Source organism: Barnesiella sp. B2-R-119 (assembly GCF_023656675.1).
Classification (GTDB): Bacteria; Bacteroidota; Bacteroidia; order Bacteroidales; family Barnesiellaceae; genus Barnesiella; species Barnesiella intestinihominis.
Genome location: NZ_JAMOKL010000006.1, coordinates 111,995 through 126,101, shown reverse-complemented (window position 1 = coordinate 126,101; position 14,107 = coordinate 111,995). Strand labels below are relative to the sequence as shown.

Sequence of the window (14,107 nt, the reverse complement as noted above, 5' to 3'; positions counted from 1 at the left end):
ACATGCAACCGATAAAGACAGCCTTTTTCTCCGGGACGTTCAATCCGGTTCATACCGGCCACCTCATATTAGCGAACTACTTGTGCGAATATGAAGGATTCGACGAAATATGGCTGTCTGTGTCTCCTCAAAATCCTCTACGAGAAAAATTGTCCTCGAATAATGATAGACAACGAATCGAAATGTTAAATATGGCCGTGAACGGCAATTCTAAGATTCGGACGACCGATATAGAATTTACCCTGCCCCGCCCCTCCTATACGATTCAAACACTCGAAGCCCTCAGAAAGAAATATCCCGAAAGAATATTTACTTTGATTATCGGTGCAGACAACTGGCTTTCATTCAACAAATGGAAAGACTACAATAAAATTATCGAAGAGTATCTTATTTATATCTATCCGCGCCGGGGGTACGACATAGACGAAAGATCGCTGCCTGTAAACGTAAAATTGTGTCATGCTCCTATCATAGAAATTTCATCGACCCAAATACGACAGGGAATTTCAGAAGGGAAAAATATGAACTATTTTATACCTCGACCGGTATATGATTATATCATAAATCACGGACTTTATAAAAATAAAGACTAATGGACGAACGTATTTATTCAAAAAATATCATCGAATTTGTAACGGTCAGTGCCGAATATTGTGCTTTTATCGAACGTGTTCCGGAATTGGAGAAAGAAGAATTTCTCGATAAAATCACAAAAATACTACCATTGCTATATCTGAAAGCAACACTATTAACACCGGAAGAACCCGAAGAAGATGGATTCTCCGAAAAATTCGTCACAGAGAATATGTACGAGAGCGTTCGGGAAAACATAGAAAGTCTATTGGGGGAAGACGACAGTTATCTGGAAGTATTTCAAAACGATATGAAATACAGTGAAACCCCGATAATAGCCAATGTTTCGGAAGCTCTTGCCGATATTTATCAAGACTTGAAAGATTTTATTTCGGTATATCGCATGGGAAATGAGCCTCAAATGCTCGAAGCTCTTTACATTTGTTTCGAAAATTTCGTTACATACTGGGGGCAACAACTAGTTAATGTACTCCGAGCATTACACAACATAAGATACACTCTGGATAACGATGATGATGAATGTGACGACAATTGCGACTGTGGACACCATCATTCTCACTCCGATAATTACACCGATATATTCGGTCATCAACAAGAGAACGGAGATATTCTCGACAAGTTGAACGATGATTTGGATTAAAAAATTATGGAGAACGATACACCCAATAAAATAAAAATCAGTAAAGAAATCATTGCTACTTTACCCATAGAAACATTTCCGGGGAAAATAGTCGTAATCGATAATGAAAGAGATGCCGATAATGCAGTACTCCAACTAAATAACGAGAGAATTATCGGATTCGATACAGAGACTCGGCCAACTTTCAAAAAAGGAAAAAGCAATCATGTAGCACTTATCCAATTATCGACCCACGATACGTGTTATTTGTTTCGTATAAATCGCATAGGATTTACACCTGCGATTAAGAATCTGCTCGAAAACGAATCCCTCTTGAAAGTAGGAATATCGCTCAAAGATGACTTCTGTATGTTGAGTCGGCTAAACGGCGGACAATTTATACCGAGAAATTTTATAGAATTACAAAAATTTGTGAAAAAATACAACATCGAAGATCAAAGTCTACAAAAAATCTATGGTATAGTTATCGGAAAAAAAATTTCCAAAGGGCAACGATTATCCAACTGGGAAGCCGATCATCTTACCGAAAATCAACAACTTTATGCAGCGACCGATGCTTGGAGTTGCATAAAAATATACGAAGTTTTGAAATCTGGAAAATTCAAATCCCCCATATATAAAATTCAACCCTCGTCTTTATAAAACTACAATATTATGAAACGATACGACATTATAGCATTGCTCTTGATTATTTATTTGGCTGTGATGGCCTACTTCGGCAGAGGTATGCTTTTGAGCGGAAATTACTGGGAATATTTTAGTATTATCGGTGTTACTTTACTCGTCATTTTCATACTCAGATGGGCAATGAAACGTAGAGAAAAAATCAGAGAAGAACGAAGGAAAAAGCAAGACGCCTCTGAACGAAGAACCCTACGAAACGACAATATATCATAAACCATAAATAAAATTCATCGGACTATGACAAAGAAAGTACTATTAACCTTTTTGGTTATATGGTTGTTTTCGAACACCGGTTCGGCTCAAATCCTAAAAAACACATGGATCATCAACCCTCAATTAAGCGGCTTTAATTTAGGCAGTACCCACACGGAAGATACGGGCAAAGAAACGTTCGACCTCGGACTAAAAGTCGAAGCAGGTAATTTCATTGCCAATAATTTGGCTATTCTTGTCGGGATCGGCGGTGACTTCGCATGGAATAAAGAGTACAAAGACAATAGCATCGATATAATGGGAAGCATTAGATATTATACGCTCACGACTCTGTTTCTCGGCGTAAACGCAGGATACACCCATGCATGGTATAAACCCAAAGGAAGTGATTCTCAATGCAGAGATTACCTATATGTCGGAGCCGAGCTGGGATATGCGATTTTCGTGAGTCACAACATATCTCTGGATCCGGCCGTATATTGGAAGCACAGTTTTACCGATAAATTCAACCAGTACGGAATAAAAATGGGGCTTTCTGTCTATTTCTAAGAAGTTAATATATAAAACACATAAACACAATGACTGAAAAAATGAACCAATTGATGAAGGACGTCCCGGCCATACGATGGACGGCCCTTATTCTACTGGCAAGTGCCATGTTTTTCGGGTATATTTTCATGGATATACTATCGCCTTTACAAGAACTTTTGCAAACATCAAGAGGGTGGTCTCCCGATGCCTATGGACACTATGCCGGTTCTGAAACATTCCTGAATGTATTCGTATTCTTTTTAATTTTTGCGGGTATCATTCTCGATAAAATGGGTGTTCGCTTCACGGCTATTCTTTCCGGGGCCGTTATGCTCGCAGGGGCATCCATCAACTATTTCGCTGTCAGCAATGCATTTATCGGTAGCGAAGCAGAATCTCTCATGAACCGATTTATGAATTTACCTTTGGAATGGTGGAACATCACCCCGTTTTACGAGGGCATGCCTGCGTCGGCTAAAATGTCGGCTATCGGTTTCATGTTCTTCGGTTGTGGCGTAGAAATGGCGGGAATTACAGTTTCCCGCGGAATTGTCAAATGGTTCAAAGGGAAAGAAATGGCACTCGCCATGGGGGTAGAAATGGCTATTGCCCGTGTGGGAGTCGCCGTAGTCGTCTTAGGCTCTCCGGTCTTGGCCAATAAAATCTCTCCTATCGATGTATCTCGTCCTGTTCTCGTAGCAGTTATATTACTGGCAATCGGACTCATCTGTTTTATCACTTATGCCTTCATGGATAAAAAACTCGAACGACAGATGGGCGAAAGCGGTGAGGAAAAAGACGATCCTTTCAAATTGAAAGATCTCAAACTCATTTTTTCGAGCAAAGTATTCTGGTTAGTAGCTCTTCTTTGCGTACTCTACTACTCGGCTATTTTCCCATTCCAAAAATATGCAATCAATATGCTGCAATGTAATTTAGGATACACGGCCGAACAAGCCGGTTGGGTATTTTTCGTATTCCCTTTGGGCGCGGCGGCTATTACTCCCATTTTAGGAAATTTTCTCGACCATCGTGGTAAAGGAGCTACTATGCTCATCTTCGGTGCACTGCTGATGATTGCCTGCCATTTGGTATTCGCATTGGTGTTGCCGGCCCTGAAAGGTACTACCGCAGCAGTTATCGTCGCCTATTTATCTATCATATTATTGGGAATCTCTTTTTCATTGGTTCCAGCTTCTTTATGGCCGTCCGTCCCCAAACTTGTAGACAACAAACTATTAGGTTCGGCATACGCCGTTATTTTCTGGATTCAAAACATAGGATTATATGCATTCCCCATGATTATAGGTGCAGCATTGAGAATCTCGAATCCCGGCATAACCGATCCGTTACAATACAACTATACAACCCCTATGCTTATATTTGCAAGTTTAGGTGTGTTGGCTCTTCTCTTCGGGTTATGGTTAAAAGTTGAGGACAAGAAACGTGGATACGGGCTCGAACTTCCCAATATTCAAAAATAATGATAAAAGAAAAAGAATAATACATTAGTTATTAGTCCAATATAATCGGTAATAGATGTTTACACTCTATTGCCGATTTTTCTTTTCTTCCCAATCAAACTATAAGCAGTAGTTAATAAACTATTTTATTTAGTTTTATTAACTATAATAATTAGTTGAAAAACTAAAACATTTAGTTTATTTGTATCATAAATAGAAAAAATATGAAAGGACTTACATCGAAAGAAGAGGAAATCATGAATTATTTCTGGCATAAAGGGCCATTATTCGTGAAAGAACTGTTGGATTTTTATGACGAACCCAAACCTCACTTCAATACGTTATCGACCATCGTAAGAGGACTCGAAGAAAAAGGCTATGTGTCACACAAAGCATATGGTAAAACCTATCAATATTTTGCTGTTGTAAGCGAAGAATCGTTCAAAAAACGGACCTTGCGACAAGTCATACGTAAATACTTCAACAGCTCCTATTTGGGAGTCGTTTCCTCTTTAATCGAGGAAGAAGATATTTCACTGAAAGAATTGAAAGAGCTTATCGAAAAAGTAGAAAAAGGAAACGCAGAACAATAACCAATCACCACCAATGGGCACATTCTTTGTTTATATATTAAAAGCCTCTGTTTATCTAGCCATTCTGTATCTGTTTTACAGTATATTGCTAAGTAAGGAAACATTTTACCGCTACAATAGAACAGCATTGCTACTATTGATACCTCTATCGTTTATTCTTCCGCTATATCCGGTTCATACGGCTGTTCCCGAAACGTATTCAAACACCACTATACTCGACAGTCTACCGGCAACATCTTATATAGAAAACGAATCACAAAGTAAAATTCCGATAGGTATTATCGCAGTATTAAGTATCTATCTCATCGGGATTTTATACTTTATCACTAGATATGTCTGCACAATTATAAAACTTCTGCGACTGATTCGGAGCGGGGAAAAAATATACCGACAGCGACGGACTTTCTCTTGTCGTTATCTCCCAATCCATTGCTCCTTTCAGTTGGTTCGGGAAAATAGTCATTTCAAAAGCCGACTTCCAAAACCATCGCCGAGAAATACTCCTACACGAATCTGCACACATTCGCAAACATCATTCATGGGATTTACTGGCTGCCGATCTCTGTATAGGATTACAATGGTTCAATCCGGCCGCTTGGTTACTGAAACGAGAGCTGCAAACCGTACATGAATACGAAGCCGATAATTACGTTTTGGAACAAGGCATCGATGCCAAACAATACCAATTACTGTTAATAAAACAATCGGTCGGTTCCAAGTTTTATTACATAACCAATCACTTTAATCACAATAAACTTAACAAAAGAATTACCATGATGTTAAAAAAGAAATCAAACCGCAAAGCGACCTTGAAGTATCTCTACGTCATACCGGTCGCATTATGTACCGTTTCGGTATTCGCCCACCCCGAAATCTCCGATGAATTAAACAAAGTATCCTCGGTCGATTTGAGTAACTTGACAGCTATGATCGGTAGTTCCGAAAACACCGCAACCATAAAGGATAAAGAGATAGAAATATCCGGGTGTGTTTTAGACATAGAAACCAACGAACCTATCGTCGGAGCCACCGTCTTGGTCAAAGGCAGCAATACAGGAACAGTAACCGATCTAAACGGAAACTTCTCCTTAAAAACGCCCATAGGAAAAACTTTGCTCATCTCTTATGTCGGTTTAGGCTCGGCCGAAATCAGTTGCAATGACAAAGACAGGCAAAATCTGAAAATATACCTCGGGGAAAGCAGCGAAAAGAATAACAGTTCGAAAATTATCATAGTCGGAAACAAAACCGAGCCGAACACTTCGATCGGCACGAAAGGAAAAATCAACAGCATAACCATTACGACAAAAGACAGCGCAGAAAACAATAGACAGAAAATCGATACGAAGGGAAAAATTAGCAATATAAATGTAGATATCCAAAAAGATGGTTCGGTCATAGTCGATGAAAACAACAATACCAGAGTCTTTTACGATCCTATATATATTTTAGACGGTAAAAAAATTTCCAAAGACAAATTCAAAAAACTCGATGCCGACAAAATAAAATCGATAACTGTCCTCAAAGGAGAAGAAGCGATCAAAAGTTATGGAAAAGATGGTGAAAATGGAGCCCTTATCATACAAACCAAAGGAAACGCTGCAACTTCGACAGATCCGATAAAAACCATAACGATTACCAAGAAAGATACTTCTGAGGATATCATGAAAAATACACTTTGCATCGTAGACGGGAAAAAGATTTCGGAAACAGAACTAAAAAATATAGATCCCAACAATATACAAAGTATAACAGTCCTGAAAGATGAAAAATCGAAGGAAGAATATGGAGCGACCGACAAAGATTGCATTATATGGATTACCTTGAAAAAATAATATGACTCGACGACTGAATGCAAAAAAGGCTGTTTTCAAAATAGAAAACAGCCTTTTTGTTTTATTGGTCTACTTTTCTGAATTTCATTTTTGCCCGTACAAACTCTATTACGGCAGGTAACAAAGATACAAATATAATCGCGACAATCAGAAGTTTTAAATTTTTCTGAACAAAAGGCAAATCACCGAAGAAATAGCCCGCATAACAAAAAATCGCTACCCACAAAGCTCCTCCGATTAGATTATACATCATGAAATAATAATAGTGCATTTTCCCCATACCACCCACAAAAGGAGCAAAAGTACGAACGATAGGGACAAACCGAGCTATAATTATGGTTTTCCCTCCATATTTTTCAAAGAAAGCATGGGTTTTCTCTAAATGGCTTTGTTTGAAAATCTTTGAATTGGGGTTACTGAATAGCTTCTTACCGAAAAAATGGCCTATTGCATAATTACAAGAATCTCCCAATACCGCAGCGACAAACAAAATAAGTACCAAAACATTTATTTCTAAGGGAATTCCTGGCAACGCTGTAATAGCCCCAGCAACAAAAAGTAAAGAATCTCCCGGTAAAAAGGGTGTGACAACCAAACCCGTCTCACAAAAAATAATCATAAACAATATAGCATAGGCCCAAGTATGATAATCCTGTACTATCTCAATCAGATGCTTGTCTATATGCAAAATAAAGTCAATCAAAAATTCCATAAATCCATATATAAATACATTAACTTTATTGGGGCATAGTCACTTTGAAATAAGGATTTTCTACATGCTGTTCAAATACGATACGCTTCATATCTTCTACACGATCGGGATATTGGGCAGCCAAATCACAATCCTCATGAATATCATCGACCAAATTATACAAATGACATTTACCCTTCTCAACAAATAACTTCCAATCGCCTTGCCGAACAGCAATTTGATCGGTCTCGCAAAACTCCCAATAAAGAAACTCATGATTCTTTTGATGTTTGTCTTTACCCAGCAAGGTAGGTTTGAATGAAAGTCCATCGAAATAGTCTTTCCTATTCTCTCCATATCGCTCGATATGATTCACCCCTATCAAGTCGCAGAAAGTAGGCAATATATCATAAAACGCCAACTGGTGGTCATTGACAGCTACCGGGACATGACCGGGCCAACGAACGATAAAAGGAATACGTATACCTCCCTCATGGCAAGAACGCTTGATTCCTTTCAGTTTCCCATCTCGTCCAAAAAATCCGGGGTCGGCTCCCCCTTCTTCGTGAGGGCCGTTATCCGATGAAAAAATAACGATGGTATTCTCATCGAGCCCTTTCTCTTTCAATTTTTTCAAAATCTCACCTACATAAATATCTAACCGAGCAATCATTGCCGCAAACTGTGCATGGGTATGAGTCACGGGATTATAGCGCCCACCATAACTGCCATTAAACACACCGGTTTCCCCCAACCGTTCTCGATAGTAATTTAGAAGGGAATCTTCTGGCTGTACCAATTCGGCATGAGGTAATGTGTAAGTAAAAAAACCGAAGAAAGGTTTGTCTCCCGACTGACGATCCAACCAATCGATTGCAGCTTCGTGAATAAGATCGGCCGAATATTGAGGCCGTAAAGCATAACCGGCCCCCCACATGGGATATTTGATATTCTCTTCGAGCGTCACACGAATAGTCGCAGTGTCGCCCAACCGGGAACTATACCGATTCAAAAAGTTGGGATAATACAAGTGAGCCTGAAATTGACAGATATATCCAAAGAACTCATCGACACCACGCTTGTCCGGAGTAGAAACAGAGCCTTCATATCCCCCGGCCCATTTACCGAACATTCCCGTCCTATAACCGTTTTCTTTCATAATTTCAGGAAGAATAACACGATTGGGATCATAAGGGTGTTGGCCTACGATGGCATAGTCGGTATTAACTCCATAACGCACCTCGCCACTATCTCGCCAATACTCTTTATTTCCTCGTACTTCTCCGTGTCCGGTGTGCTGTCCGGTCATTATACAAGCCCGGGAAGGAGCACTAACAGGGCTACCCGAATAAGCCTGTGTAAATCTCATACCCTCCGAAGCCATACGATCTATATTCGGAGTCTCGATATATTTCTGCCCATAGCACCCTAAATCTCCATAACCCATATCGTCACATAAAATAAAAACGATATTGGGCTTATCACTTTTCTTTGCCGAAAATGCAGCGAAAACAGAGGCCAACATTCCGCCTCCAACAAATAATAACCGGCTATATTTCATTGATAATTACCTCGAAAATTTATAATATCTTATTCTTTTTCGGTTCAAATATAAGACGAAAGATTCGATTCCTAAAACATAAAACTTAAAAATAATTCGAGTACCGAATTATTGTATTCCCTATTTTTACTAATTTTGAACCGCTTACTAAATCTATCTTTGATACAATCATGAACCAATCTCTTTACACACCTTTCGACCGGATATTATATATCATGACCAAGCCGGTGGGGGCAATTTGTAATCTGGCCTGCACATATTGCTACTATACCGAAAAAGCGAAACTCTATCGGGACTCTCCCAAGCACATCATGAGCGAAAGCCTATTAGAGAAATTTATCAAAGAATATATCGAAAGTCAGGCAAACGACCATATTTTATTCACATGGCATGGTGGCGAAACCCTAATGAGACCGTTGGATTTCTACCAAAAAGTAGTACGACTTCAAGCTCAATACGGAAAAGGTCGAATTATCGATAACAGCATCCAAACCAACGGAACATTATTAACAGACAGCTGGTGTCGTTTTTTCAAAGAAAATAACTGGCTGGTCGGTATCAGTATAGACGGGCCACAAGAATTTCACGACGAATACCGATTGACCAAACAGGGAAGGCCCTCATTCGTAAATGTCATGCGAGGGATAAATCTGCTCAATAAACATGGCGTCGAATGGAATGCTATGGCAGTAGTTAACGACTTTAATGGGGACTATCCCTTAGATTTCTACCATTTTTTCAAGGACATCAACTGTAAATATATACAATTCACACCCATTGTCGAACGTATTCGGCAACATGAAGACGGGCGCATATTAGCCTCTCCCGATGAAGAATCAATAGACGGAGTAACAGACTTCTCCGTCTCTCCGGAACAATGGGGCAACTTTCTTTGTACGATATTCGACGAATGGGTTCGAAATGACGTAGGAGAATACTACATACAATTATTCGATGCTACTCTTGCCAATTGGGCTGGTGTAACACCCGGAATATGCTCTATGGCCGAAACTTGCGGTCATACCGGAGTTATGGAATTTAATGGAGATGTGTACAGTTGCGACCATTTTGTATTTCCTGAGTATAAATTGGGAAACATATACACCCAATCTTTAATCGAAATGATGAATAGTCCCCGACAAATTGCTTTCGGTCAAAACAAGCGCAATGCTCTGCCCCAACAATGTAAAGAGTGTGATTTTCTATTTGCCTGCCACGGAGAGTGCCCCAAAAACAGGTTTGTAAAAACGGCCACCGGAGAACCGGGATTAAATTATTTGTGCGCTGGTTATCACCGATTCTTTAAACACGCAGCTCCTTATATGGACTTCATGAAACACGAATTGGATAATCAACGCCCACCAGCCAATGTCATGCAATGGGTGAAACAAAATATCCCCGACAAATAGAAAAAGGCTTTATACCGAATCGGTATAAAGCCTTTTTCTCTCTTTCAATAAAATTATTCCATATAACAGAACACTTCATAGGCCGATTCGTTCCAACTCACAGGGCAGCCCTCTTCGCGAGATTCTGGAACAATGCGTATATTCAAAACCGATTTGTCGCGAGTAAGAGATTCCGGTATTTCAAACTCATCTTCAATCCAGCGTTTGTACGGATTACTGTCCGCCAAATACCACACGCCGGCATCCTGTCCATCGACCCAAACTCTCGCACACTGTCTGGGAAGCTCCTGATCGCTGCATCGACGCAATCTTACTCCATGATTATTCGGTAATACTGTTATACGAAACGAACTCTCTCCGGTAAATTTATGAACCATAGCCGTAACTTCCACATCATCGGCATCCCCCTCAAAACAAGAAGTTAGCATCTCCACAGATACATCTCCTTCTACTTTATATTTATGTCGTTTCAACGACTTTTTCGAGGCCATATCTATGCTATCGGTCTTAACTAAGGAAACTTTATCCTGCCCATAATAAAAAACAATCCCCAGATGTTCGAGATACTGGTTATTGCTCTCACCAGACTCTATATTAAAATCCAATTGCGAATAAAATGGATAGCTATCACCTAAACACAATCGTGTCATCGACCAGGGATTATCGCTCAGCCCGTCATAACCGCCCGACGGATTGCACTCGGCCGGAGTCGGGAATCCCCACCCGTAGCAAATATAACTTTCCGAACCATCGCTCTCAACCTGCGGCGTCTTAATCCCATCTATATGTATTCTTACATCTCCTTCACAAGTAATAATATGAGGACGTTCCCCATAACAAGTCACATGAGCGGCAACCATTTTCCCGGTTCCTTTTATCGACGCGATGGGGCTATCCGCCCCCGGTGTATGTTTACGAGTATAATAGTCAGAAGAACGAAAGTAACCGCTATACTCTCTATCATAGCTATTCTCCCCTACTCCTACTTCAACAAAGCCCAAAGTAACGGTCTCTCCGCTCCTATTCTCCAACATTACATGGGCTCGTTCCCAAAACGGCATAGGGAAATAATTATAAAACCAACCGTCTGTCGTCGCTCCCATTAATAAATACCGGGTATTATTATATCCTAAGGAATTACCGAAAAAACAACCGATAGGACACAGAACATCTTCCCCTTCGTGATTATCCCACTTCACACGTATCCATACATCTTGCAATCTATCGGGATTCATATCAGCCATATAAAGTTTCAACGAATTGATGACACCCCCCTCATGCACATCTATTATAGACAATGACTCCCCGGGTGCTAATTTCTTTTCCGACATACGAAACATTCTATCCTTACCAATCTTCGGATCGACTCCCGTTTGTTTCCACTGACGAACCAAAGAACTATAATCCTCCTTTCCAGTAAAAGTCTCTATCCCTTGCGCAGTGGGATAACTGTGATACACAACATGTCCCCAGCCACCTTGCCCTTTATCCCGGTGAGGTCCTTCGAGTTTAACGCTCGAAGTGATTCGGCAGCCATTACGAAACGGCATAGGAACAAAACTGCGAACTACCCGGATAGGGCCTCGTCCATTATCCAAAGGGCCGATGTAACACGATGCTTGTGGTTCGGTAAAAGGATATTTCTCTCCGAACTCCGACAAACGAATAGTAAAACGGGGGGTCTCCTCACCATCAAAGTAAAATCGAAATACGGGTTCTTCCGAACTCAGATAACGATGTTGTACCATATTATAAATACAGCCGGCTCCCGCCACATCGAATATTACCCACTCTCCTTTCTTATCTTGATACAAGCTCCAATCCCAATCGGCACTACCACCTTTCTTATCGATACTGCCCTCGTACTTCACTTTCATTTCCCGATCCAATACTGGAAATCGAGCCACATCGGTCATGCGAGATAATCCATACGATTTTGAAGAAACAGTTTCGGAGTATGCATTTCCAGTCACGGAAAATGGGAATAAAGCAGTCACTGCAAGTAATCTTATAAAAGCTTTTCTTTTCATGGATAAAATTTTAAGATATTTTCAATGTACAAAAATACCTCTGTCTCGCAAATCAAGACAAATACTTTATTATCTATTCCTTATACTTTTATCCACAAAAAAGGCCGGGTATCGATATACCCGGCCTACACTTTCTCGAAATTTTAGATTTTATTCTTTCCTCACTAACAATACTACATTCTCTACATGGTGAGTATGAGGAAACATATCGACCGGCTGTACCCGCTCGACCTTGTATTTTGCATCTAACAAAGATAAATCGCGCGCCTGAGTGGCGGGATTACAACTTACATAAACGATACGTTCAGGAGAAGCGAACAATATAGTCTTAATCACATCGTCATGCATGCCGGCACGAGGCGGATCGGTAATGATGACTTCTGGACGACCATGCTCCTCTATAAAATCCTCTGTAAGAATGTCCTTCATATCGCCAGCATAAAACAAAGTATTATCCAACCCGTTTATACGGGCGTTTTCTTTGGCATCTTCTATCGCTTCGGGAACATACTCGATACCTACCACCTTACGGGATTGTCTTGCCACAAAATTGGCAATAGTACCCGTGCCAGTATATAGATCATAAACCAACTCGGTTCCCGTCAATCCGGCGAACTCTCTGGCAACCTTATATAACTCATAAGCCTGTTCGGAATTGGTTTGATAGAAAGACTTCGGTCCTATCTTGAATCGTAATCCTTCCATACTTTCCCAAATATAATCTCTTCCCCGGAACACACAAACTTCCTGATCGGCAATCGTGTCGTTTCGTTTTTGATTGACAATATAAAGCAAAGACGTAATCTCGGGGAACGTATCCGCTATATGTTGCATCATTCGTTCGATACGCACCATATCGGGTTCGAAAAATACGACTATGAGCATAACCTCTCCTGTCGAAGAGGTCCGGATAATAATATTCCGCATGAATCCTATCTGCTCCCTCAAATCGAAAAATGGATAATGATTATCGATAGCACATTGTCTTATCGAGAGTCGAATGCGATTGGATATATCGTCCTGCAACCAACACTTTTTTATGTCGAGGACTTTGTCGAACATACCGGGTATATGAAATCCCAACGCATTACGACAGTCGAATTCCTGTTCCGTCTGCAACTGTTCATAAGTCAACCACGACTTATTGGAAAATGAAAATTCGAGCTTGTTTCTATAATATTGTTGCTTGGTCGAACCTTTGGTAGGTAAAATTTCCGGCAAAGGGATTTTACCTATGCGGGTAAGATTGTCTTCCACTTGCTGCCGTTTAAATTGTAACTGATAGTCATAAGCCACATGTTGCCATTTACACCCGCCGCAAACACCGAAATGCTCGCAAAAAGGATTTACCCGCAAAGAAGAATAAGCGTGAAATTTCACGATACGTGCCTCAGCATAATTATGCTTCTTACGTATCAATTGCAAATCCACTATATCTCCCGGTGCTGCAAAAGGGACGAATACTACCAAATCGTTCACTCGTGCCAAAGCCTTGCCTTCGGCTGCTACTCCGGTTATTTCTACCTGCTCCAACAAGGGTAGCTCTTTCTTTTTTCGTGCCAAAACAAAAAATTAATAAGTTACAAAGCCAAACAAAACAATACGAACCGAACATCTAAATAAATTCGGCTATGCAATTATGCAGAAAACCACAGGCTCCACATTCGGCAAAGATAAGTATTTTTCACGAAAGAGACAGGTAAAGCAAATAAATAGTGCACAGCGTTAAAATTTGTAGCAAAATATTTTTGTGGTTTGCACGAATCCTTTATTTTTGCGTATTGTTTCTATACAAGATTTTCCGAATGGGTCACAAAGTCGAATAAAGGAAACAATATTTAATACAAAATATCATATACTTAT

Annotated in this window: 13 protein-coding genes and 1 pseudogene; 10 read left to right on the top strand and 4 right to left on the bottom strand. The window is 40.2% G+C overall.

Features of this window, described 5'->3' with window-relative positions:
• The first annotated feature begins 2 nt into the window (after positions 1–2).
• From nadD to NBH06_RS11555, 9 genes and pseudogenes are all read left to right on the top strand, one after another.
• A complete protein-coding gene (gene nadD, locus NBH06_RS11590; RefSeq protein ID WP_195329325.1) occupies positions 3–593 on the top strand; it encodes a nicotinate (nicotinamide) nucleotide adenylyltransferase in 591 nt (196 codons plus the stop codon).
• Positions 593–1,234, top strand: coding sequence for a DUF5063 domain-containing protein (locus NBH06_RS11585; RefSeq protein ID WP_250794470.1), 642 nt, complete (start codon positions 593–595; stop codon positions 1,232–1,234). Before nadD ends, NBH06_RS11585 begins: the two co-directional genes overlap by 1 nt.
• A gap of 6 nt (positions 1,235–1,240) precedes the next feature.
• On the top strand, positions 1,241–1,876 hold the full coding sequence (locus NBH06_RS11580; protein WP_046412164.1) for a 3'-5' exonuclease: 636 nt from the start codon (positions 1,241–1,243) through the stop codon (positions 1,874–1,876).
• Positions 1,877–1,888: 12 nt separating this feature from the next.
• A complete protein-coding gene (locus tag NBH06_RS11575; protein WP_195329327.1) occupies positions 1,889–2,131 on the top strand; it encodes a hypothetical protein in 243 nt (80 codons plus the stop codon).
• Positions 2,132–2,155: 24 nt separating this feature from the next.
• On the top strand, positions 2,156–2,680 hold the full coding sequence (locus NBH06_RS11570) for a hypothetical protein (protein ID WP_046412163.1): 525 nt from the start codon (positions 2,156–2,158) through the stop codon (positions 2,678–2,680).
• Positions 2,681–2,709: 29 nt separating this feature from the next.
• Entirely contained in the window at positions 2,710–4,146 is a 1,437-nt protein-coding gene (locus tag NBH06_RS11565) for an MFS transporter (RefSeq protein WP_250794468.1), read from the top strand.
• Positions 4,147–4,349: 203 nt separating this feature from the next.
• Positions 4,350–4,718, top strand: coding sequence for a BlaI/MecI/CopY family transcriptional regulator (locus tag NBH06_RS11560; protein WP_008862179.1), 369 nt, complete (start codon positions 4,350–4,352; stop codon positions 4,716–4,718).
• Between the two features lie 416 nt (positions 4,719–5,134).
• A pseudogene (locus NBH06_RS13645) lies at positions 5,135–5,482 on the top strand (M56 family metallopeptidase); the annotation flags it as partial.
• A 9-nt stretch (positions 5,483–5,491) separates the two neighbouring features.
• On the top strand, positions 5,492–6,553 hold the full coding sequence (locus tag NBH06_RS11555) for a carboxypeptidase-like regulatory domain-containing protein (RefSeq protein ID WP_250794466.1): 1,062 nt from the start codon (positions 5,492–5,494) through the stop codon (positions 6,551–6,553).
• A 61-nt stretch (positions 6,554–6,614) separates the two neighbouring features.
• On the opposite strand, the gene NBH06_RS11550 is transcribed toward NBH06_RS11555, so the two are convergent.
• Positions 6,615–7,265, bottom strand: a complete 651-nt coding sequence (locus NBH06_RS11550) for a DedA family protein (protein ID WP_021892486.1) — start codon at positions 7,263–7,265, stop codon at positions 6,615–6,617.
• Between the two features lie 25 nt (positions 7,266–7,290).
• Entirely contained in the window at positions 7,291–8,769 is a 1,479-nt protein-coding gene (locus NBH06_RS11545; RefSeq protein ID WP_278450735.1) for an arylsulfatase, read from the bottom strand.
• A gap of 206 nt (positions 8,770–8,975) precedes the next feature.
• Here NBH06_RS11545 and NBH06_RS11540 point away from each other — a divergent pair, with 206 nt between their 5' ends.
• Positions 8,976–10,214 carry an anaerobic sulfatase-maturation protein gene (locus NBH06_RS11540; protein ID WP_250794464.1) on the top strand — a complete coding sequence of 413 codons (1,239 nt, stop codon included), beginning with the start codon at positions 8,976–8,978 and terminating at the stop codon, positions 10,212–10,214.
• Between the two features lie 53 nt (positions 10,215–10,267).
• Here the strand turns inward: NBH06_RS11540 and NBH06_RS11535 are convergent, their stop codons facing one another.
• The gene (locus NBH06_RS11535) at positions 10,268–12,244 is read right to left on the bottom strand and encodes a DUF2961 domain-containing protein (RefSeq protein ID WP_250794462.1); all 1,977 of its coding nucleotides are present in this window, start codon (positions 12,242–12,244) and stop codon (positions 10,268–10,270) included.
• A 150-nt stretch (positions 12,245–12,394) separates the two neighbouring features.
• Complete coding sequence (gene rlmD / locus NBH06_RS11530) at positions 12,395–13,807, bottom strand: 23S rRNA (uracil(1939)-C(5))-methyltransferase RlmD (protein WP_046412159.1); 1,413 nt, start codon at positions 13,805–13,807, stop codon at positions 12,395–12,397.
• Positions 13,808–14,107: the final 300 nt, after the last annotated feature.